The organism is Dictyobacter alpinus, from assembly GCF_003967575.1.
In the GTDB taxonomy this organism is placed as follows: Bacteria; Chloroflexota; Ktedonobacteria; order Ktedonobacterales; family Ktedonobacteraceae; genus Dictyobacter; species Dictyobacter alpinus.
In genome coordinates this window covers 1717142-1739454 of sequence record NZ_BIFT01000001.1, presented here as the reverse complement: position 1 = coordinate 1739454, position 22313 = coordinate 1717142, and the positions used below count along the sequence as shown (strand labels likewise).

Genomic DNA, 22313 nt, shown 5'->3' with positions numbered 1-22313 from the left:
CCTTTTTATTTGAGCTTATTTGATTGTCCCTCTGGTCATTTCTTCGTAGCACAAGCTGATTGAGAACGTATAGCCAGGAGGTACATCTCATGTTAGACGAAGCAACCTCTGCTCAACTTGATGCATGTGACGTTATTGATGGGCAGGCATGGTACGATCTCTACAACTGGCTTTTGCCACTTGTAGAAATATGGGTACGTGATTCTCGTGTATCATCCTGGTATGGTCAGCAACGAGAAATTGCGGAAGATATTGCTCATGAAGCGGTCATGCGCACCTTTCGTTATCATCAGCGGGAGGACCGGGGGCCAATAGGTTCTTTAAAGGCGCTTAGCCGGGTCATCGCGCTCAATTATTTTCGTGACTGGCGCAAAAAAGACTGGTGTCTGGTTCGTCCGACCCAGGATGATAATGAGCACCAGAGCTTTGACGCGAACATTAGCGTGTCCGATGTGGTTGATGCCGCGCAGATAGCGCTAGATCACTTGATGTTAGATTCGATCATTGTGACTGTGGCCCAGGTGGTCGCCAGGTTTCCACGCGGCCAGAAAGTGGCCCTACTCACTGATCTGGCGAATATGTCTGATTTAGATGGTGAGCCATCCTTATTAGAGCAAGCTTTGTCGGATGTTGGATTGCAGCTCAGTGATTATAAGCGGCCTCGTCCTGAAGATCCGACCATTAGGGGGCGAGATGCGGCCCTGCGTAGCATTGCCTACAAGCGTCTGAAGCATGAGGTACAAGTCTAGTGCGGGTCGCATCAGTACAGTAAAAAGAATTCTTCAACGCCCGGTGAACGAGAGGCAGCGTGGCCTCCCGTTACACGGGCGTTTCGCTTTGTCCTCAGGCGTGAGCCAGCTGTTTGTGTTGTTCTGACTCTACCTCTAGCTGAAATTCAGTCCGAAAAATGATCTCTGCAAAATCCTCGACAGCATCTAATAAAAGTGGCAGACTGCCAGTATTATGAAATGCGCGTACATCTTTGTAGATATGATGAGCTGATTTTAACTGTGTACTTACATAGGACCAGTTATCATTGCTATAGTAGGTATGCATAATATATTCCGAGACAAAATGATTGTTGGTTGCCAATGGTGATGTTACGCGCTGATAAATGCGCTTAATGCACGTATCCAGGTCTGCATCGACAAAGAAAACATAGGCATCTTTCAAAAATTCTGGACTAAATTTACTCAAGGCCTGACAATAATCGTTGCGGGCAAACTCAATAGTGATAATGCCATCCCCCTCCAGATTCGTCATCTCCTCGACCTGTTGTTGTAAGACCTCCAGGGCTGTATCAAAAATTGAGAGGTCCAGCACATCAAAGCCACCATAGGCGGTGCTGCGAAACTGCTCACGATGACGTTCATCGCGTGACATACGGTAGAGAATGCTATAGTCATCCATGCTCAGTGCTGAGTAATCGTACTGGCGTGCTAACGTAAGAAGATGATGAATTGCAGTCGTCTTTCCACTACCAGGTCGCCCTAAAACGAATATCTTCACTAACATCAATCACACTCCTCCATCTTCCATCTGTGTTTTAGTATATATCTATTTTTTTTGTTCCTCCCCTGGTTGATGCGGTGTATACGTCTGAGTCACGGGGTCCCAGCCATGAATGATATTGCCACCGGTATCTGTTCCCAATTTTAGTGCAAAATCTAACGAATGATACAAGGTTGAGCGCACATCGGTCACCGACCGCATATGATGAGGGGCAAGAAATTCTGCAAGTTTGTCATATGGATACCAGGTCACACCCAGGTGTACCGAAATGTCTGGTAGGGTGAGTGTGCCACCTGGAAGTTCAGATTGTTTGACTGCGATACTTCCCTCTAAAGCCTTGCGTAAGCGTTCGGCGTTGCTCTTGGTGCGTTCCAACGTAAAGCCACGCAGAAGCAGACAATATATACTGCCATAGATATGGTAGAGCTTACAGTTCAAATGGTTTGAAAAGAGTGCTGGCAAGAGATCGTGGATGCGCAATCCAATGGCCATCGAGAGATTATGTAACGTTTGATCTCCATAGCTATTGGCAATCGATTCTTGTACATTACTATCTATATCTATCGCAATAAAAGAGATTTCTTTCACAGGACCATCTATTTCAGTGGGGATCGTGAGTTCCTGGCTGTGTTCCCCTTGCTCTTTGATGGTGGTCAGGATATCTCCCAGGTCGTGAAGAAAATCATTTTCCGAGGCAAAGTCCTTAAAAAGAGGATCGACAATACTAGGATTTTCCAGTAGATCGGGCAGCGTATCGGAGATCTGCTGCCTGATTCGATAGGTATACAGGAGCTCTTCAGTGATCTTGGCGATGATACGTAAGATGCGTTGATCCTCCTCACTGAAGGCTTCACGATTATAGGATGTAACGTAGAGGACACCCAGCGGTTGACCGCTTTCACCTCCGATGGGTACTGCAATATTGGACTGGATTGGTCCTTCTATTTCGCGTGCGATCGCCATAATATCTTCGCGGGCCAGCTCCGGCCGATAAATAATATGACTGCCCTGGTAGGCACGAATGCTCAAGTTTGTCACATGACGTTCAGGTGCGACCGACGTAACGCCAACGGTGTGACGTGCATTGCGGCTCTTCGCGCGAACAACCAGGCTACGTTGTTGTAAAGGAAGACTCATATTGCCTGGTAAAAGGATACAGCAATCCTGCCAGTGATCCTGGCCATTAGCCATTTTCCCCCCAAGGCGAATCACCATATCGGCGAGCCCCGTGAGGAGTGCGTCAGTAAGTTTGGGGGTAAAGTCCATCGCAGGTGAGGCCAGATCTTGCATACCCTCACCAATATAATGGTGCCACAAATGCTGATCCTCATAGAGGGGTTCCAGCAGGCGTAGCACTGTGCGTACAGCCTTTTCCTGGCGGCGGACATGCTGGATCTCGTCGCGTTGTACCACGATCAGGGTACGATTAGCGATCGAGCCAGGTAATCTCATCCTTAGATCGGGGGGACATAATGGCTGTACAATATAATCGCTGGGATATTCAAACGTAGGAACTGGTGTCAGAAAGGTAAAGAACGAGCGTGTCTGGCCGAGCCAACCCACCAGTGATTCACCCACCAGTTGTAGTTGGAGGGGATCGCGTGCCGTTTCATCCAATGCATGTTCATGGGCGGGCAGCACCAGTCCTGCGTAGAAGCCAGGGACATCCTCATAGATTAAGAGCAGACTAAGCCAGAGGACCCGCGAGACATAGAAGCGCCAGGCCATGAGTTCGCGGTAGGCAATAGTGATACGCTTATTAATGTTGTCATACTGTGATCCTGGCATGGTGGATGATGTGGACAGATATTCTGTATCATCTTCCAGCACCTGGGATTCTGAAGCATAAGAGGGAGAGGCTAGCGTTGACCAGATTTCATCGATATTCGCTGGTATTGCTCCAGGCGTCAAATGAGCCTCATCAAGCAATTCTCGAATAATCGCCAGCTTATCCAGTTCGGCAAATGAATACTGGCGCTGTCCCGTAATCTGGCGCGCATCCGTGCCTTCTTTTGGGCGTATCGGCTTAATCAACCCCATCTTCTCCCAATCACGTAGCTGACTTTCACTAAAGCCAAACAGGCGTGATGCCCTTCCAATTGTTACCGTAACTTCGTTTCGCCCGCGCTGGATGTTGTGGTGAACACGTCGTTGCGCTGCCTCATCTTTGAGATGTCTGGCAATCCGTTGTAGGTTGCGTTCATCCATCGCCATATTTCCTTAAAAAAATACAGTGGGAATTGCCCACGTATTTCAAAATTCCTGCCTATCATAACACATGCTCGAATAGCTTGTACACCTGTATATGACGTTTTGGCAATTGGCGTATTAAAAAAACTATGAGTATGCTCGAAAAACATTACTATATATCAGTTTGTTTCTTGCTAAAAAAACGATGACGACGCAAATTTTTACTTATTCTCCTCTAAATTTCCCGTATATTGATGTTTTCTTATGTAGTGGTCAGGAAAGCTAAGGCTGATGGTGCCTATTTGGCTGTCAGGATGCTTATATTTATTAATGTTTTTGGCCAAAATATATAAAAATATTCGCTAACCCTGAGAAAACATTGAATTACTAACTCTAGTATGCTATAAAATTGATAAGGATAAGTCAATGGCAAGAGCGGTGTAACGTGTTTTAGGAGAAGGCAATTAGTGTGCATGCAACACGTATGGATGAAATAAAGATAAATACCTGGTGGCAAAGAGCGAATATTAGACAGATGCGCCACATCTTGGATAGGTTTTCTGAGGCATACCTATCTTTTCTGGAGGTTACAACTTATGGCTGTTTATCGACCAGTTGTACAGACCAATGATCGCCAGGCGGTCAGTGATCGGGTCTGGATGGAACTTTACAGTACACTGCGGCCTTATATTCTTGGTTGGGTATACTCTTCTGGTGTAACGTCCTGGCATGGTCAGGAACATGATATCGCTGATGATATATTGCAAGAAGCGGTTATTCGTACATTGAAGTATACACGACTGGTAGAGAATGGTCTTGGGATGCCCATTCACTCGATGACCTGTTTTGGGCGTACTGTGGCGCACAATCATTTTCGCGATCTACGTAGACGTGAACTTCGTCTGATCCGTCCATCCTCACCGGATGGTGAGGTTTCTTACCTGTTAGCCAATGGTGATGAAGTCGATCCTTCCGAGATAGCTCTGGATAGTCTTATGCGTATCTCTGTACTTATGGCCCTGGCACGTCTCATTGTGGATTTTCCTATCAAGCAGCGTACAGCGTTACTCATTGATCTGGCCAACCATGCTGATTTAAGTGGAGAGACCAGTCAACTTCAGAGCGCCTTTCAAACGGTGGGGATTGATTTACGAACGTATCGTTGTACACTCTCACGTGATCCGCTGGAACGGAGTCGGCATGCCGCTTCACTGAGTATGGCCTACAAGCGCTTACGGCAGACATTTCAGTCAGATGAGCAGGATTATATGTAATCGTCTTCATCCAGACCTTATACTTTCCGGGGAGGCCGCCAGGTATTGTTGTACCTGGTGATCTTTCTGGGACTGGTCGCCCTCGCTCTCTGTGATACAATGGCAGCAGGTCAACCTCACTGCCGATGTTCAACCACCCACGATGAAGGATAGTTATCTATGTCACAGACTGCGACTTATGCACAAAGCTACCTCTCAAGTTTTTCCTCCTACCAGGAAGAATATATACAGCGTTTAGCTACACTGGTCAACATTGATTCGGGCACGGGTCAGGTTGAGGGTGTGAACCGCATTATGGAATATCTCAAACAATGGTTACACGCGTATGATTTCGCGGTTACCTTACATCCATCTATTGGATTTGGCAATAATCTGGTGGCGCGCCGTAAGGGACGCGGAGAGCGACGTATTCTGATAGTGGGCCATGTGGATACCGTGTATCCGCTGGGTGCTGTAGCCGAGCAGCCATTTGAACTACATGACGGGGTAGCTAAGGGTCCTGGTGTGCTGGATATGAAGTCTGGTGTGGTGATGGGCATCTATGCTGTACGTGCCCTGCTGGAGGCTGGCTTTGATCAATATGGCGAGCTGATTTTTCTCTTCAATAATGATGAAGAAGTCGGTTCACCGGGAAGTATCCCTTTGATCCGCGAAATTGCGGGCGAGATTGATTATGCGCTGGTGTTAGAGCCGGCGGGCAAGCAGACCTCGCTGACCCATTCGCGTAAGGGTACCGATAAATATGTGCTGAAAGTCCATGGCATCTCGGCCCATTCGGGTGTCGAGCCCTTCAAAGGCCGTTCGGCTGTCGTTGAACTGGCGCATAAAATTCTGGCGATCCAAAATCTGCACGCGATCTTTCCTGGTGTCACCTTCAATGTGACCAGACTACAGAGTAATGAGCCGCTCAATGTTGTCCCCGACATGGCCAGTTGCGCCATTTCAGTGCGCTCATTCAGTCCTCATGGTTTAGATGCGGCTGCGGCTGCCTTGCATAATCTTGCCGCCAATCATAATGTGCCCGATACCCACACAACCCTGACGCGCAATCCAGGCCGTCATCCCTATGAGCCTACCGCGGCAGTCCAGCATCTGGTCGAGCAAGCAATACTGGAGGGACAGGCACTGGGTGTGGACTTAAAGGCCGAGTCCAAAGGTGGGGTCTCTGACGCCAACATCCTGATGGCCGCCGGCGTTCCAACACTGGACACATTAGGTCCGGTGGGTGGTGGCATGCATAATCTGGATCGCGAACATATGCAGATCGCCTCGGTTTCGATGCGCGGACCCCTGCTGGCAGGTTTGATCCAAAGAATTTGTCTGCAAGAATAGCAGCCAGGACTTGCCGCATAGAGGATAATATGTTTTGAAGCGCAGTCCCTGGAACTCCGATCGTAATATTGGACTGGGCAACTGTGGCACTTCGCGTTATGATATTTGTAGTAATACTCTGTCAGTCTTCATGTTAAAAAGCGGGATCGTTAAGGGCAGCGTTTCAAACCTTGTTAAGATCTGCATCATGCCAATCGGTAAAGAAAGAACAGAGTGCGATTCCCTCCATTGCGCTGAATGCGAGGCATCAAGGTATTCTTTTTTACACATACAAGGAGTTTTTCTTACATGGAAGCTTTTATCTTCCTGCTCTATGTCGTTCCATTCCTGCTAATGGTCTATGGCGCGTGCATGTTATTTATCCGCCCTCCCCGGAAAGTCTTACTGGCATCCTTGCTGGGTGGATTGGTGATGGGAATCGTCAATCTGCTGGTGGATCTTGTAGCTTATGGCAGCCACTGGTGGCACTACGTATTTGTGCAAAGCGGCCTGCATAATCCCAATGATTTTCAGGTGCAGTTCACTAATTTGTTTCTGAAGTCGCTGAACGTTTTGCATGTAGCTTTGCCATTCTACCTGACGCCTATCTTTATTTATGGCAGCCTTGGTTACCTGCTCATCTGGCGTTTCTGGACCAGCAAGGCTCGCTGGATCTCCTGGGTCCTGCTGGCTGGTATCCCTTTGTTTAGCATCTATCGCGACATTTCTGGTGGCATCACCAATGGTTCATACCAGGTGTGGGAGAACGTGCCGGCCTCTGTGGTCGCGACCATCGTGATGTGGCTGGTGGCCTTCTTTGCGGGTTTTGCATTGTTCTGGTGGCAAGCACGGAACACACCCTTTGTGGTTGAGCAGGCTGATGAAGAGCCAAAGCGAGCAGTAGCCTCAAAGCATGCTCCAACTATCTCAAAATAAAGCGCTCGGATAGCAATAGGCGGGAAGAAGCCAGAAAGGGGAGCTAAGGAATGGATGCCGAACAACAGGAGCTATTAGCGCGTTTGAATGCCAGTGGTCGAGGAACAGTGCTGGAGGCTCTAAATATCAAGCTGGTTGAGGCTAGCAAAGAAAGAGTGGCGGCCTCAATGCCGATTGGACCCAATCATCTGCAACTGGTTGGTTACTTGCATGGTGGCGTCTCAGTTTTGCTGGCTGAGACAGTCGCCTCGCTGGCGAGTGTGATGCATATCGATAGCGCACGCCAGATGGCCTTTGGTCTGGAGATTAATGCCAATCACCTGCGCCCCAAGCGCGATGGAGAACTGCGCGCGGTCGCCACGCCTATCCATCTGGGAAGAAGCACCCACGTCTGGGATGTACGTATCAGCGATGAGCGCGAGAAACTCATCTGCGTCTCGCGCTGTACCGTGGCCGTAGTTGATCGTCCTCCCGATGGAGGGGATCCGCTCCTTAAAGGCTAACGTTTGAGTTCTTGCATAACGGCGGCAAGGTCCTCATAAATATAATCTGGTTTGAGGGTAGATTTTGCCAGACTATCGGGTGTATCTTTGCCCGAGAAGACCAGCATGGTAAGGGTTTCGGCTGCGATACCGGCCTTGATATCTACCCCCAGATTATCGCCGATCATCACCGTTTCAGCCGGTGTGCTCTGTAACTTGCGCATCGCCTCTTGCAGCAGGGCAGGTTCTGGTTTGCCAATAACTTCAGGCGTCGTCTCACTACCCGCCTCAATTGCCGCCACCATCGTTCCGCAGCCAGCCGTTAATTCTCCACCAGCTATTGGCAGGAGAGGATCACGATTGATGGCGATGAATGTTGCACCCTTGCGGATCGCCAGGATCGACTCGGTCAGTTTCTTATAATCAAAAGCACGATCCAGGCCAACAAAAACCACATCCGCGCTATGCCAATCCTCATTTGCCACTTTAAGATGATGCTCATTGACCAGATCGAACAGCGGCTGTTCTCCGATAACATAAACGGATGCGCCAGGATAGCGATGTTCGATACTTTGTACCGCAGCCTGGGCGGCACCCATTACATGGCTTTTATCGGTAGCAATGCCCAGTCGTGCCAATTTAGCCACAACCTGTGACTCGCTGGCAAAAGAGTTATTGGTCAAGAACAAATATTTTTTCTGGTTTGCATCCAGCCAATCGATAAATTCTTTGGCCCCTGGAATCAATGTTTCGCCGCGATAGACAACGCCATCCAGATCAATCAAGTAAGTGGTCAGGTCCTGGATATGTGGTAGCATGGTTGCTCTGTTCTCCTGTCGTATTTGTGCATGCACATCAGCAACCAGTATATCACAGCCGCCATACCCCGCGTCCGCCCCAGCAGTAGCCGCAGCCGTCCTGGCTGCGAACGTCCCATTATGAGCGGAGCTAGCAAGCACCATGAGCGCACCTTCCCCGACGCCTCACTCAGTGACAATCATCGTCCACCTTCCCCTGTGACCTTATGCCATCCTCATAGACGCGGAGGTAGGTGGGCGGTGGTGCTCGTAAAGGGAGACTGGCGGGTAAGTGCACTCGAAGTGCTGACGGCTACGCTCGATGGGGGAGGTTCGCAGCCAGGACGGCTGCCGCTACTGTCATTTCATTTCTTTTTGCGTTTGTATATGGGTGTTCGCGAATATATATGAAGAAGCGCGTCCATTGTGGACGCGCTTTAAGGTTTGTGTTTGTTGATTACTCACGCATGAGTTGTTCGCGGATAGCGAGGATTTCGCGGCGCAGGGTCTGGTTGACGTGGATGGTGCGATCGATTTTTTCGCAGGAGTGCAGGACGGTACTGTGGTCCCGACCGCCAAAGAGTTGTCCGATCTCCAGCAGGGAGGTTGAGGTTTCCTGGCGGATAAGATACATCGCGATCTGGCGTGGTGTGACAATATATTTGTCGCGCTGCTTGCCACACATGGCTTCAAGCGATATATGATAGTAGTCCGCCACCGCCTGGGCGATCTGCCGGCTATTGAGGGTTGGTTCGCGTGTGTCGGTACCAAGTGATGAAATGGCGGCACGCGCTACATCCATCGTTAGTTCAACGCGATGCAGCTTCTGGTAGGCCATCAGGCGATTCAGGCAGCCCTCTAACTCACGAATATTCGTCTGCACGCGACCCGCAATGTAGGCAATGATCTCATCAGGTACATGATAATGCAAGAGATCAGCCTTGACACGCAGAATTGCCATTCTGGTCTCCAGATCTGGTGGCTGGATGTCGGCGATCAATCCCCATTCGAAACGTGAGCGCAAGCGTTCCTCCAGGCTCAGAATAGCTTTGGGGGGACGATCACTACAGATCACAATCTGTTTGCTCATCTCATACAGGCTATTAAAGGTATGAAAGAACTCTTCCTCGGTTGATTCTTTGCCAGCGATAAACTGGATATCGTCCACCAGTAGAATATCTACCGAGCGATACTTGGCGCGAAACTCTTCAGTTGTGCGATAGCGGATCGCATTGACAATTTCGTTAGTGAATTGCTCGGAGGAGACATACAGCACGGCCAGTCCGGTGTCGACGCCTTGATGGCCAATGGCATGGAGCAAGTGGGTCTTGCCCAAACCTACGCCTCCATAGAGGAAGAGCGGGTTATAGGACTCACCAGGAGCCTCGGCGACCGCCAGAGAGGCGGCGTGGGCCAGGCGGTTGCTGTTACCTACGATAAAGGCACCAAAGGTATAACGTGGATTCAAGCGGTTATGGGCCAGCATATTGGCGCGCTGCTCGTTTTCCCAGTCTTCAAGCGTATTGGGGGAGGCATAGGAAAACTCATTTTGCATTGGAGGACGCGACACATCATCATAATAGCCGTTGCCATTTTGCTGTGGCGGCGGTGCATGATGTTGTCGCATAGGCGGATGCGCGGTACGGGCCGGAGGTACTTCCCGTTCATGTACAGGAGGAATTACCTCAGGCACCGCGGCAGTCGTATAAGTGGAATTTCTGACGACCAGAGCTACTGGTTGACCCAGCATATCTCTCATCACATCTTCCAGCAAACCTTGCCAGCGCGTCGTAATGATATCGCAGGCCAGATCATTTGGGACCTGTAAGGCGAAAGCCAGACTCTGTTCTGGAGCATCCGAAGCCAGCTCATGGCGTGCGCTGGCGGGCAACTCAATGAGATGTGCATCCTGCAACCACGTTTTGGTCAGTGCATCAATAGGAGTCATATCCAGTTGTGTCAGGGTCGTGCGCCAGATAGTAGCGGTATTCACCGTTATTCCCCCATACCCTAGTCCTGGATGAGAGCGACACACTCGATTTCGACCAGCGACTTACGCGGAAGCTCGACCACGGCCACAGTTGAGCGAGCCGGAGCAACCTCAGGAAAGTAGGTGGCATAGACTTCATTCATGGCCTGAAAATCGCCCATACTGGTCAGAAAAACCGTGGTTTTAATCACACTATTAAGTGATGCGCCACCAGCCTGGAGCAATGCCTGGAGATTTTGAAACACACGATGTGTCTGTGTTTTTACATCGCTGCCAACTATTTCGCCAGTCGCTGGATCCAGTGGAATCTGGCCCGAGGTATAAAGAAACTGTCCGCAGCGGATGGCTTGATTATAGGGACCGATCGCAGCCGGGGCATCGGATGTGCTAATCTGTTTGTATTCCATGTGCTTTCCCCATCAATGGGCAAGTAGACGCGAATGCTATCTTGCGCTCTTATACTGAATATAGTTAAAAAAGGATGATCAAAAGTGAAGAAGAGACAGTGAAAGGACACGCCAATAATTTTGCGTGCCCCTTACCTGGTCTATTCTCTTACCAGAGGACCGCGATCAGAATTGACCGTGTCCCGAAGGTGGATATTGCCCCTTCCCATCGCCAAAACGTGATGGATAGGATGAGGCGACTCCTCCCGGCAGTGGTGCAGACTTGCCACGTGTTAGTTCGCGTGCACAGGCACGTAAGGCTTTTTGCATCTCAGCGGCTGAATTAAAGCGTTCAGCAGGTTCTTTCTGCAAGGTGCGGTTCACTAACTGTTCAAGCACTGCAGGAACCTGTGTATTGAATTGACGTAATGGAGGTGGATTGGTCGAGGCATGCTGCATCGCGATTGAAACCGCCGTCGGACCCACGAATGGTGGCCGACCTGTCAGCATCTCAAACATTACCACACCCAGTGAGTAAAGATCAGAAGAGGCTGTTAAGGTCTCTCCACGAGCCTGCTCTGGTGACAGGTAGTCGGCAGTGCCAAGCACAATACCACTATTTGTCAGGCCAGCATCTTCCGCTACGCGTACAATACCAAAGTCAGTTAGCTTTACCCATGCGCCTCCATCACCGAGGCTCCCTGTTCCTCCACTCCACGCTAACATGATATTTTGTGGTTTGATATCGCGATGAATAAAACCTCGTGCATGTGCAACCTGCAATACAGCGCAGACTTGAGCTGCGATTTCTATTGCTTCACGTGGCTGTAACTGCCGGCGTTGCGCGACAAGTTGTTTTAATGTCGGGCCATGAATATATTCCATTACCAGGAAATACTGACCCATTTCTTCGACAAAGTCATAGATAGTAACGGCATTCGGATGTGCAAGCGCTGCGGCAGCGCGAGCTTCCCGGCGGAAACGTTCGACTGCACGAAGATCATTCTTATCCAGGGATCGTAGCACTTTGATCGCCACAATTCGCTCTACGCGATGATCCCAGGTTTTGAAGACGCTTGCCATACCACCTGTAGCGATATGTTCACGAATTTCGTACCGTCCAGCGATCAGTGTGCCTTCAAATTGGTTCAACGTCTCACCTCAAGCGACCTGGGCGAATACTTTACTTAGAAATTCCCGTTTCAGAGGGTAGTATACCATTAATGAGTTATGCCGTCGAGTGCTACATGACCAGCGTCATTTCACATATCCAGATTGATATATCAAGGGGTTCGCATTGGGAGACAAAGGCTCCAGTTTCTCTTACAGAGTGTGTCGGACTTCCATCCCAATGGGAGTGGTGAGTTTTGTGCCAGCCTGGGGAGCGCAGGCGCCCCCATTCTTGTTTTATTAGTTGGTGCAGCCATGGCGCATTCGCGCCATGGCTGCACCAACTAATAAAATGTTGGGCACTTTAGTGCCCGCGTAAGGTTTGAGTATATGTTTCCATTAGAGTAGATGCCATCAAGCTGACCAGGCGGGACGCGAATCAGCATCCAGACTGCCATTAGCCTGCGTAATTTCAATCTGACTATCCTTTTGCAACGAGTAGCTACCAGTCTTGGGATCCTTGACAATTTTAGCCAACCACAGATCAAAGTTTGTATTATGGTAATCATAATAAATGATTTGTGTGCCATCGGGCGACCAGACTGGCTGGCTGAGATACTGACTCGTCATTAGCTTTGCCGACCTGCCATATTGCGAGAGCCCTTTTTGACTATTAGCCTCACTATTAGGATCAAACGCTGGATCATTTGGATCACTGGTCACACCATTGACTACGGGCATACTGTAGAAGCTCATATGGGTGGCATCCTCACGGCGCACATATAGAAGTGTGTTACCATCGGGCGAAAAGGCGGGTTGTATATTCATCAAATCAGCCTTATCGGGCGTTAACGCTACACCGGGATCGATCTCACTTTGAAAGGCACCGGGATGATACTTCTGGTTATATTCGTCAGGAAACTGGTTGATATTATCTTGTATGGCGTTGGTATCAATCAAATTAAGTTGCACGGCTAATTTGGAAAAGTCGGGTGCTGTATATTTATAACTGGTGTAGACCAATTGATCTCTATGGCCGGGACGACTGGCGGGATCTCGTAATCCGCCAGCGCCAATAGATGTATAAGCTATAGGCTGTGCATTCTGGATAGCATCTTCAGTTGTCAATCTGTCGTGCATAGACATCTTAAATACCTGCATATCCAGAATGGCCGCGTCATACCCCCCCACAATTTTTGGATTCCAAAAGTACTTCTGGTTATCGCCTAAAAAGTAGATATGTTCACTATCGGCATCCCAACTGGGTTGAGCAAACCAATGGTGGGTGCTTTGAGGTGTATCTGTATTTGTGGGTAGATATTTGCCATAGCCAGCCGCAATCACAATGGGTTTGCCGCCGCTGGTAGGCATGTAGGCCAGATCTGAAAAATCCTTATAGCGCACAATGAAAGCAACCCACTTACCATTGGGTGAGACCGCAGGATCGCGGACATCCAAACCCTTGGTCAACTGTTTGGGATGCTCTTTATCTTTCCCATCCAGCACATAGAGATTGCGCTCCAGTGTGAAATATATCTTCCCTTTAAAAGCTGCCTGTTGAATATTAATTTTTACATCACCATTCTTGCCATGGGTGACGCTTTTGTAGTTGTCATCTGCCCCTCCCAAACAACCCTGCAAGCTAAGTGTCAGCAAGGTAAAGAGAAAAAAGAGCTTCCATAGTGGATATTTTTTCATGTCAAGCTATTTATCCTTGATCTAAGCAGGTGGGATTATCAATGCCAAACATCTCGCGAATCTTTGGGATAACCAGTGCGCAATTTGGCCCGTAGTTGTTACGTGTATTAGATTTTATCTGGATGGCATAATTACTTGTCAGTGTCACGCGATCAAGTTTGTTAATATCGATGTCTCTGGCTATTTGCGCGAAAGTGTAGAGCTGATTGAGATTTAAATCGGTTAGCAAGAATCCGTTCAGATCGTTAAGCAAGGCTGGTGCTTTGGTAATGGTATCGGCATTGGTCAGTTTAACCTTGATCTGGCTCAGGACCTGTTGCTGACGATCGGTGCGCCCAAAGTCACCACCGAGGTCCGCATGGCGTGTACGCACATATTCCAGGGCTTCAAGTCCGGTAAGGTGCTGTGGACCTGGCGCGATAGAGAGCCGCTTATAGCCAAATTTGTCCTGACTGGTCCCGGTATCATCTGGATACAAATCATCGAACATAGGATGGCTGATGTCCACATCAATCCCACCAATGGTATCGATAACTTTGATAAAGCCCTGTAGACCAACCCAGGCATAGTGATCGATATGGATACCGTAGTTCGCTTCAATCACATCCATGGTATGTCCGGCGGCACGTTGCGCTTTTTCTTTAGCATCATTTCCTTGCCAGGCATGTTCAAAGGCTTCGTCAATTTTAGAATTTGGATATGCAGCATCATAGGTACTATCAGTTACCTGCATATCACGTGGAATTGAGAGCATGCCCACTTTATTGTTGGTGGGATCAATGGTAATCACGATGATGGTCTGCGCCAGGGGTTGTCCATGTTCCGGATCATTGCCCTTACCGTCTGTATCACTGCCCAGCAGGACAATATTTGTGCGTTGCGTTAAGGGATCAATATTGGTTGGTTCTTGAGGGTAGTTAGCCGTACCATCGTGGATGGCGCTCTGACCGGTAATATTATTTACGGAGCCCGCAAAGGTAAATTGATAGTAAGCAAAAGCTCCACCCGCTGCGACGATAAAAAATGTGAGCACACCAATGGCGATGCGTGTCCACAGCGGGATACGGCGGGTACGTTTTTTGGTGATTGAGCCAGCGGCTGCCAGTGGTGGTTGTACCATCACTGGTGGAACATTACTAAAACCGGGCGTGTTCATCGCATTGGGATTGCCCGGTTGGTGCTGTAGGCCGGAGGGATATGTTTCTGGACCAGCCTGAGGCGGCCATGCCATATTTGACACGGCTGGCTGTTGCCGCGTCGGTACTTCATCGACGCGTGGCGCAAAAGAATGAGTTACAGGTGGTTTAGTTGGATGAGAGCCGTGTGCTTGTAAGCGGCGTCCAGGCATCCGGCGCTTACTAAGTGGATCGTGCGCAGGTTCGTCCATCAGGCTGCCAGTTTGAGCGATATGCGCTTGAGAGGATTGCTCCGCATGGTGAGATTGTCCTGTTTTCCATTTTGTCAGGAGCCCGTTTTCCGCTGCCTGTTGTCCGGGGTGTCGCTTATCGGCCGCTGTACCCGGTGAAGCTTTTTGCTGGTCTATAGTGCCATCCTGCGAAGGCTGATTACCAAATTGATTTTTCACCTGCTTTACCTGCTTCCTTTTCCTCTGAGATTGTATGATTATCGCCTTTTGGGTTTTCCTCCCTCGCCAGGATAGTAAAGTCAATTTCATGCCTGGAAACATTAAATATGGTATTTTGACGTATTCAAAATGTGGCATAATGGTACATAAAGACGCATTTTCTATCCAGTATAACGAATAGTAGAGTAAATATTCACGGAGATGAGCGTTTTCTTATGTATGGATGCAAAACTATCTGGCTGCATGCGAGTGTTTCTATTTAATGGCTCTTTATCATCTGGTTTACATAACCGTAAACAAGGCTTAATTATCCTCTAAATAGAACGTGTTACTGTTGATGTAGGGTACATCGGTCACCCATTTGTCTATACGCATGTTATCGGTTGGCATATCCTGGAAAAGCAATCGTGAGCGCCGCCCACAGGCGGCTAGCATCGATTCCATGTTTGAATAGCGTGCCAATGAGAAGCAATCGTGAGCGCCTGAGCAGGGGTCATGATGAATGGGTATGATAGATCGCGTTAGCGCCTTGCGTGCTGCAAGCGATTTGTAGTTGGAGCAGGTGGTGAACCAATGCGCGTTGCCATAATCACAGAAAACTTTTTGCCAAAACTTGATGGAGTTACTCGAACAGTATCACGTTTACTTGAGCATTTATATGTCAATGGGCACCAGGCGCTCTTACTGGGTCCTGAATGCGGCATGGATGAATATGCTGGCGCGGAGGTGATTGGCACCGCCGGGCTACCTTTTCCTTTTTATCCTGAATTAAAATTTAATTTCTTTCGCCCCTTATTCATGCGTCGTCTGGCCGAGTTTCGACCAGACATTATTCATGTGGTTGATCCAGTTATTCTAGGTGCAACAGGTCTGGCGGCAGCCAGAGTACTAAATATCCCAATTATCTCGTCGTATCACACCAATCTGGCGGCCTATTGTGGACATTTTGGCTTCTCGCTTTTGACGAAGCCTATGTGGCTCTATAATCGCTTTGTACATAACCAATGTGCTCTAACATTTTGTCCTTCGGACTCGACGGCCAAAATGTTGACAAGCCAGGGTTTTGAGCACCTGCGGATCTGGCCGCGCGGTGTTGAGCGGACATTATTCCACTCGGGCCGTAGAAGCCAGGAAGTACGGAACGCATGGCTGCAGGATCGCGAGATGCCAGAGAACAAAACCATCTTACTGTATGTTGGTCGCGTTTCCTGGGAAAAAAATCTGCGCCTACTCATTCAAGCGTATCGTCAGATGGATCATTCCCGTTGCCACCTGGTCATTGTCGGCCAGGGACCAGCCTATGATGAGATTCGACAAGAACTGGAGCAGGTGCCGGTGACCTTTACTGGTTATCTGAGTGGAGAAGCACTCGCGACCGCTTATGCATCGGCTGATGTATTCGCTTTTCCTTCCTATACAGAAACCTTTGGTCAGGTGGTCCTGGAGGCGATGGCCTCTGGCCTGCCAGTCGTAGGTGTACGTTCCGAAGGGGTCTGCGATCTGGTTCAGCATCAAAAGACAGGACTTTTACTCGACGCTGAAAATTTGCAGGAAGATGAGCAGATTGCCGGCTATCGTGCTTACCTGACCCAGTTGATGCTTAATGCGCAAGAGCGTGCCTCAATGGGAGAACTGGCAGAGAATCTGGCGGCCGAGCGCTCATGGCACGAGGCGATGGAATGCATCGTGCAAGGCTATCGTGATGTAGTTTCTCGCTCAAATTTGCTGATCGCCGCGTAGTAACGGAGTTTTTATGTGGCCCAGGCCTGGCCGTCGGGTCCGGCTGTAAGTATTTGAACGCCGGAGTTTGTGATTGCCAGGGTATGTTCAAAGTGGGCGGCAGGCTTGCCATCCTGCGCCACAATGGTCCAATGATCTCCTAGCGTCTGAACACGCTTTGAGGTCATGGTGACCATTGGTTCAACCGCGATGACCACGCCAGGCTGTAACACAAAATCGCCAAGGGCCTGATATTGCAAGGTAAAATAATTAGGAACCTGCGGTGACTCCCACATCTCACGTCCGATACTGTGTCCGACCAATCCTTCTACCACCGCGAAGCCGGCACGCTTCACGTATGCCTCAAGCTCACGCGCCACCTCACTCCACCATTGGCATTGTGGAATGAGCTCTATCGCCAGCCGTAACGTCCCCTCCGTTACCTCTAGCAGACGTCGGGTTGGATCCTCAATCTTCCCAATCGCATGGGTAACCGCCGCATCACCACACCAGCCCTGATAGCGTACACCGGTATCAATGCTCACGATATCGCCTTCCTGCAGACGGCGTGGACCAGGTATGCCGTGGACCAACTCTTCATTGACTGAGATACAGGCCGCTGCTGGAAATGGTACATTGCCCGTACTGCTGGGTACCCCTTTGAAAAGCGGTTCCGCGCCATGTTCAAGCATAAAACTTTCCATTGCGGCATTCACTTCGGCCGTCGTGACGCCAGGATGAAGCATTGCCGCAGCCAGCTGATGAGCCTGCCAGGTCAGCAAGCCAGCCTGGCGCATACAAGCAATCTCTGCCTCAGATTTTAGATTCTGCCTCCGCTCTTGCATATATTCTTTATCCTCAGTTTGTTGCATTTAAGAATTACAATATATCAATAGTATCCCGGTTAGAGGACAAAGACAATGGATTGTGAGATGGAGTTAGTGGTTGTGATCGGCCAGCAGTGCTTGCAGTGCTTTCTGGTAGGCTTGTAGTGTGCGCCCATCGAAGAGTACAAAAATGACCTGTTTGAGACTGGTAGATGTGTTGTGTAGATGGTCGATGACCGTTTTTAGCGCAATAGGAGCCGCCAGGTGTAATGGATAGCCATAAGCGCCAGTACTCAGGGAAGGAAAGGCAATGCTCTCCAGTTGATATTGCTCCGCCAGATCCAGGCAGCTTTGATAGGCTTGCCGCAGCAGTTGTGGCTCGTCTGCATGGCCTTGATAGATGGGCCCAACGGCGTGAAAGATATAGTGGGCCGGAAGATTGCCTGCTGAGGTGGCAACAGCGCTGCCTGTAGAGCAGCCCCCGATCTTGCGGCACTCCTGCATAATTGTGGGACCGCCAGCACGATGAATCGCCCCATCGACTCCTCCGCCTCCAGCCAGAGCTGCATTGGCGGCATTGACAATCGCATCGGCCGTCACGGCAACGATATTCCCTTGTTGTAAGGTTAAGGTGACGCCATCAATTATATGTGTTGTCATCATAACACCTATCTAGTATGTGTCTATGTTGTTGTTATAGTAAACCAGCAAATTATGGACATGAGGATAGAGAAGATTGGTATCTAGAAATACCAGGGGATGAGTGCAGCGTATGAGACATAGCCTTTATAAGCATCGCAGGCAACGGGCCTCTTAGCGTTGCTCCTACAACAGAGAAATAATCATTATGGGACCCCTGCGTTGCAGTGTCCGGTTTCTCCTGGTCAGCGATGCTTAATAGGCTATGTATTTTTGGCAGTGAGACACGAGTTACAACTTACTATTTTTTCAGAACAGCTTCCGAAAGTTCTTTGCCCGGGAAAAAGCGGACACGCTCCTTCGCTGGCACTTCGATAGGTTTGCGGTCGCGTGGATTTACCCCCTTGCGCGCAGCACTTTGGCGGACTTTGAAAGAGCCAAAGCCTACTAGCCGGACCTCATCACCATTCTGAAGTGCTTCGCGGATGGCTGTCAGGGTCGCTTCTAGCACTTCAGAAGCTTGTTTTTGAGAAAGTTTCGCCTGTTTGGCAATACGCTTAGAAAGCTCTTGCCGACCAACGGTTTGTCCCGCTGCCTGTTCGGTCTTATCTTCGGCCATAGGATCGATTTCCTCCTTGCAACTATCAACACACGTCGCTTGATTACCCAAAAGCACTTTGCCGGGCTTGTAGAGCGGCGTTACAACCTCACTGCCGATTAGGAGTATAGCACGCGATTTTGAGAAATACAAGCGTCGCACTATCCCTAAAAGTAGGTAGTACGGCGTGAAGCCGCCTGGGAAGTGGATTTATCCCTATCTCTCTGATCCAAAAAAATTTGAGAAATAGCTCTATATAAGGTTGTTCTTTACTAGAATATCGTGCGATTGTACTTAGCATTTTTATTTGTTAAACTCTGCAGTTTGGAGAGCGCTGAGAAAAAGTAGCGCCTACTTTCAGGGTGATGTTGTGGCCACGATATAATATAGAATGCCTGCTTGGTTTTTTTGTTGAATAAGTTGTTGCCGTAGACGTAAATATTCCAGGTGAGCTAAGATCTCTGCCACCGCGAGACGCAGGGCTTCATGGCTCTTCAGGCGTGTCCCAAAAAGCTGCTTTGTGAGTTGGGTGGCATTTTGCGGTTGCTTTTCGAGTAAATCTATAATTTGTGTTAATCTGCGTTGGTGATGTTCCATGATTTCTGTAATTCTATTTGTAAGATCAGTGAAAACATCCCCATGGCCAGGTAAAATGCACTTTGCAGGTAAAGAGGAGATTTTTGTCAACGACTGAAAGAAATCTTGCAGCGGATCAGGACGATCCTGGGGAGAATAGCGTCCGATGTTTGGTGTAATGCGCGGTAACACATGATCGGCGGAGAGAAAGATCCCATCACGTTCACGGAACAAGCCAATCTGCCCATCTGAATGACCAGGTAGCCAGAGGACACGATAGCTTTCATCTGCGAGCTGTAGTTGTTGTCCATCTTCAATAGCTTGAAACGCCGAGCGTGGAGGTATGCGTAGGATTGAATGCAGCATTTCCGGTGACATCGTCGTGGACCAGTGCGTGGCTGTGGATAGCCCATGTGGCTCAAAAAAACGGTTGCTTGTCTCGATATAAGTCTGTATCTGATCCCCCCAGGTTCTATATAAGGCAGCCTCATCAAGAGGATGCATCAGCACTGGAACCTGCGTCATCTCATGCAATTCTCCTGCCAGTCCGATATGATCGGGATGCAAGTGGGTCAGCACAATCGCCTGCAAATTTTGCACCTGTAAACCGGCTTGAGCGATCCCAGCATAGAAAGCCTCCCGCGTTCCAGGAACTCCCATGCCTGCATCTACCAGCACCCAACCTGTTTTACCTTCCAGGGCATAAACATTGACGGTCTTCAATGGAAGGGGGATAGGAAGTGTGATCTGCCAGATATGTTCCGCTACTTTATGCACAGAGAGGGAAGATGACTGATCTGCTGCCGTCGAGGGATGTTGTTGCGACATGGAATCCAATCCTAAGGCTAGATAGACAAAACATTCAATATTTGAGATATCCTTCTAAATTGTATTTTTCTGGATGGTGCTCTGTCAAATCTGTTTAGGTATGGGTGGAAAAAAGTTTTCCACAAGTTATCCACGTCTGCGGGCAAAATTGGTCGCAAAGACTCTTTTCGCACATGCCTAAGAAGTGTTACAATGAAGTGGGGAAAAGTGGGGAATTTTGGTGAGGTTATATTTTCGGGGACGAAGATAGGGAAGTATAGCAAAATAGCATAAAATCTCTCACTGATTTTACAGAGGACATTCCTGCAACGTAAGTTGAGAAAGTATGGACGCTCTCTATGTTTCTTGGTGAATATGAACATACAATCGATGCAAAAGGCCGCATGGCAATCCCAGCCCGATTTCGCGCCCAGATGGATAAAGGTGCTGTAATCAGTAAAGGTATGGGAACCTGCCTTTCGATCTATACCGCCGACCATTGGGAGCAACGCTCAAATGAGTTGGTGGCTGGAATGTCGAGTGATGAATTACGTGACTTTGAGCGACGTATTTATCCCAGTGCCAGTGAGATCGACCTGGATGCTCAAGGACGTATGATTATTCCCGCGAAACTAAGAACATATGCCAATCTTCGTAGTGAAGTGACAATTGCTGGTGTGCGTGACCACTTTGAAATATGGGATCGCGCCACATGGCAGGCGTACCAGGAACGACTCGAGACCGAGGGAAGTAATATTCCTTTTTAAAAAAAGTAAGCCAAATCATATCAGGTTACCTGACAATCTAGAATTTTAACTTATTGATGACTATGGAACATACACAACATGTGTCGGTGATGCCAGATGAGGTGTTAGAGTATCTTCAGCCCAGGCCCGGAGGACTCTACATTGATGGCACACTTGGCGGCGGAGGCCATACTGCGGCCCTGTTAGAACGTTCGGCTCCCGATGGAAAGGTGCTGGGTATTGATACTGATACTCAGGCGCTGGCCCGTGTAGGTGAAAGACTGGCTGAATTTGTCGCCAGTGGCCGTCTGGTACTGGCCCATGGTAATTTTTCTGATCTGGAACGTATCGTTGCTGAAACTGGTTTTGGAGCCGGTCGGGCCATACAAGGCATACTACTGGATCTCGGCTTTTCATCCGACCAGATGGATAATCCTGAGCGCGGTTTTGCCTTCAGCTCAGATGGTCCTTTGGATATGCGGCTTGATCAGACAGCGCCGTTAACCGCGGCCGATCTGGTCAATGGAGTGAGCGAGCAGGAACTGGCGGATATCTTCTGGCGCTACGGAGAAGAGACGCGTTCTCGACCCATTGCTCGCCGTATTGTACGTGCGCGTGAGAAAGGTGCTATCACGCGTACCGCTCAACTGGCGAACCTGATCGCCGCCGGTGTGCCACACAAACCAGGCGCAATCCATCCAGCGACCCGCGCATTCCAGGCGCTACGGATAGCTGTGAATCGCGAGTTAGAGCGCCTGGAAACAGTATTACCCCAGATTGTGAATGTTCTTGAGCGCGAGAAAATGAGCGATGGAGGTGGTATGGGAGCGGGGAGGATGGTGATCATTGCCTTCCATTCTCTTGAAGATCGCATTGTCAAAGAATTTATTCGGCGTGAGGCAAAGGATTGTATTTGCCCTCCTCGTCTTCCTGTGTGTGTCTGTGGCCATAAAGCCCGGTTACGCAACCTGACCAACAAACCTGTTACGCCAGGTGAGCAGGAGATTGCACGCAACCCTCGCGCTCGTAGCGCCAAATTACGAGCCGCTGAAATTGCTATCGATTCGTAGCGCGTCATATGTAGGGGGTGTAAGGATGCAGGCGATCCCTGCTATGAATTCATCTACACA

At 49.2% G+C, this 22313-nt stretch carries 20 protein-coding genes; 8 read left to right on the top strand and 12 right to left on the bottom strand.

Annotated features, from left to right (window positions below; translation table 11 throughout):
• Positions 1-89: 89 nt before the first annotated feature.
• Positions 90-749, top strand: coding sequence for a sigma-70 RNA polymerase sigma factor region 4 domain-containing protein (locus tag EL633_RS06860; RefSeq protein ID WP_126626470.1), 660 nt, complete (start codon positions 90-92; stop codon positions 747-749).
• Positions 750-843: 94 nt separating this feature from the next.
• Here the strand turns inward: EL633_RS06860 and EL633_RS06855 are convergent, their stop codons facing one another.
• Positions 844-1515: an AAA family ATPase gene (locus tag EL633_RS06855; RefSeq protein WP_126626469.1), complete on the bottom strand. Its 672-nt coding sequence runs from the start codon at positions 1513-1515 to the stop codon at positions 844-846.
• A gap of 42 nt (positions 1516-1557) precedes the next feature.
• Entirely contained in the window at positions 1558-3720 is a 2163-nt protein-coding gene (locus EL633_RS06850; RefSeq protein ID WP_161982003.1) for a MerR family transcriptional regulator, read from the bottom strand.
• A 578-nt stretch (positions 3721-4298) separates the two neighbouring features.
• On the opposite strand from EL633_RS06850, the gene EL633_RS06845 reads away from it, so the two are divergent.
• From EL633_RS06845 to EL633_RS06830, 4 genes are all read left to right on the top strand, one after another.
• Positions 4299-4976, top strand: coding sequence for an RNA polymerase sigma factor (locus tag EL633_RS06845; protein ID WP_126626467.1), 678 nt, complete (start codon positions 4299-4301; stop codon positions 4974-4976).
• Between the two features lie 159 nt (positions 4977-5135).
• Positions 5136-6308 carry a M20 family metallopeptidase gene (locus EL633_RS06840; protein WP_126626466.1) on the top strand — a complete coding sequence of 391 codons (1173 nt, stop codon included), beginning with the start codon at positions 5136-5138 and terminating at the stop codon, positions 6306-6308.
• 288 nt (positions 6309-6596) lie between these two features.
• The gene (locus EL633_RS06835) at positions 6597-7223 is read left to right on the top strand and encodes a hypothetical protein (protein ID WP_126626465.1); all 627 of its coding nucleotides are present in this window, start codon (positions 6597-6599) and stop codon (positions 7221-7223) included.
• Between the two features lie 50 nt (positions 7224-7273).
• A complete protein-coding gene (locus EL633_RS06830) occupies positions 7274-7726 on the top strand; it encodes a PaaI family thioesterase (protein WP_126626464.1) in 453 nt (150 codons plus the stop codon).
• On the opposite strand, the gene EL633_RS06825 is transcribed toward EL633_RS06830, so the two are convergent.
• The 6 genes from EL633_RS06825 to EL633_RS06800 form a co-directional block, all read right to left on the bottom strand.
• Positions 7723-8667, bottom strand: a complete 945-nt coding sequence (locus EL633_RS06825) for an HAD-IIA family hydrolase (RefSeq protein ID WP_126626463.1) — start codon at positions 8665-8667, stop codon at positions 7723-7725. The two genes, EL633_RS06830 and EL633_RS06825, sit on opposite strands and share 4 nt — an antisense overlap.
• Positions 8668-8959: 292 nt before the next feature.
• Positions 8960-10495 carry a chromosomal replication initiator protein DnaA gene (gene dnaA, locus EL633_RS06820; protein ID WP_218027429.1) on the bottom strand — a complete coding sequence of 512 codons (1536 nt, stop codon included), beginning with the start codon at positions 10493-10495 and terminating at the stop codon, positions 8960-8962.
• A 17-nt stretch (positions 10496-10512) separates the two neighbouring features.
• Complete coding sequence (locus EL633_RS06815) at positions 10513-10899, bottom strand: RidA family protein (RefSeq protein WP_126626462.1); 387 nt, start codon at positions 10897-10899, stop codon at positions 10513-10515.
• A 165-nt stretch (positions 10900-11064) separates the two neighbouring features.
• On the bottom strand, positions 11065-12030 hold the full coding sequence (locus EL633_RS06810) for a protein kinase domain-containing protein (protein ID WP_126626461.1): 966 nt from the start codon (positions 12028-12030) through the stop codon (positions 11065-11067).
• Between the two features lie 372 nt (positions 12031-12402).
• A complete protein-coding gene (locus EL633_RS06805; RefSeq protein ID WP_126626460.1) occupies positions 12403-13686 on the bottom strand; it encodes a TolB family protein in 1284 nt (427 codons plus the stop codon).
• 10 nt (positions 13687-13696) lie between these two features.
• Positions 13697-15271: an LCP family protein gene (locus tag EL633_RS06800; protein WP_161982002.1), complete on the bottom strand. Its 1575-nt coding sequence runs from the start codon at positions 15269-15271 to the stop codon at positions 13697-13699.
• A 573-nt stretch (positions 15272-15844) separates the two neighbouring features.
• Between EL633_RS06800 and EL633_RS06795 the strand changes: the two genes are divergently transcribed.
• Positions 15845-17011 (top strand): glycosyltransferase family 4 protein, encoded by a 1167-nt coding sequence (locus EL633_RS06795; protein ID WP_126626458.1) that lies wholly within the window; start codon positions 15845-15847, stop codon positions 17009-17011.
• Between the two features lie 11 nt (positions 17012-17022).
• Here the strand turns inward: EL633_RS06795 and map are convergent, their stop codons facing one another.
• The 4 genes from map to EL633_RS06775 form a co-directional block, all read right to left on the bottom strand.
• Positions 17023-17835: a type I methionyl aminopeptidase gene (map, locus tag EL633_RS06790; protein ID WP_126626457.1), complete on the bottom strand. Its 813-nt coding sequence runs from the start codon at positions 17833-17835 to the stop codon at positions 17023-17025.
• Between the two features lie 93 nt (positions 17836-17928).
• The gene (locus EL633_RS06785) at positions 17929-18480 is read right to left on the bottom strand and encodes an O-acetyl-ADP-ribose deacetylase (protein ID WP_126626456.1); all 552 of its coding nucleotides are present in this window, start codon (positions 18478-18480) and stop codon (positions 17929-17931) included.
• 277 nt (positions 18481-18757) lie between these two features.
• Positions 18758-19075, bottom strand: coding sequence for an HU family DNA-binding protein (locus EL633_RS06780; protein ID WP_126549705.1), 318 nt, complete (start codon positions 19073-19075; stop codon positions 18758-18760).
• Positions 19076-19411: 336 nt separating this feature from the next.
• Positions 19412-20458, bottom strand: a complete 1047-nt coding sequence (locus tag EL633_RS06775; protein ID WP_126626455.1) for an MBL fold metallo-hydrolase — start codon at positions 20456-20458, stop codon at positions 19412-19414.
• A 338-nt stretch (positions 20459-20796) separates the two neighbouring features.
• Between EL633_RS06775 and mraZ the strand changes: the two genes are divergently transcribed.
• Positions 20797-21204 carry a division/cell wall cluster transcriptional repressor MraZ gene (gene mraZ, locus EL633_RS06770; RefSeq protein WP_126626454.1) on the top strand — a complete coding sequence of 136 codons (408 nt, stop codon included), beginning with the start codon at positions 20797-20799 and terminating at the stop codon, positions 21202-21204.
• Positions 21205-21260: 56 nt separating this feature from the next.
• Complete coding sequence (rsmH, locus tag EL633_RS06765; protein ID WP_126626453.1) at positions 21261-22253, top strand: 16S rRNA (cytosine(1402)-N(4))-methyltransferase RsmH; 993 nt, start codon at positions 21261-21263, stop codon at positions 22251-22253.
• Positions 22254-22313: the final 60 nt, after the last annotated feature.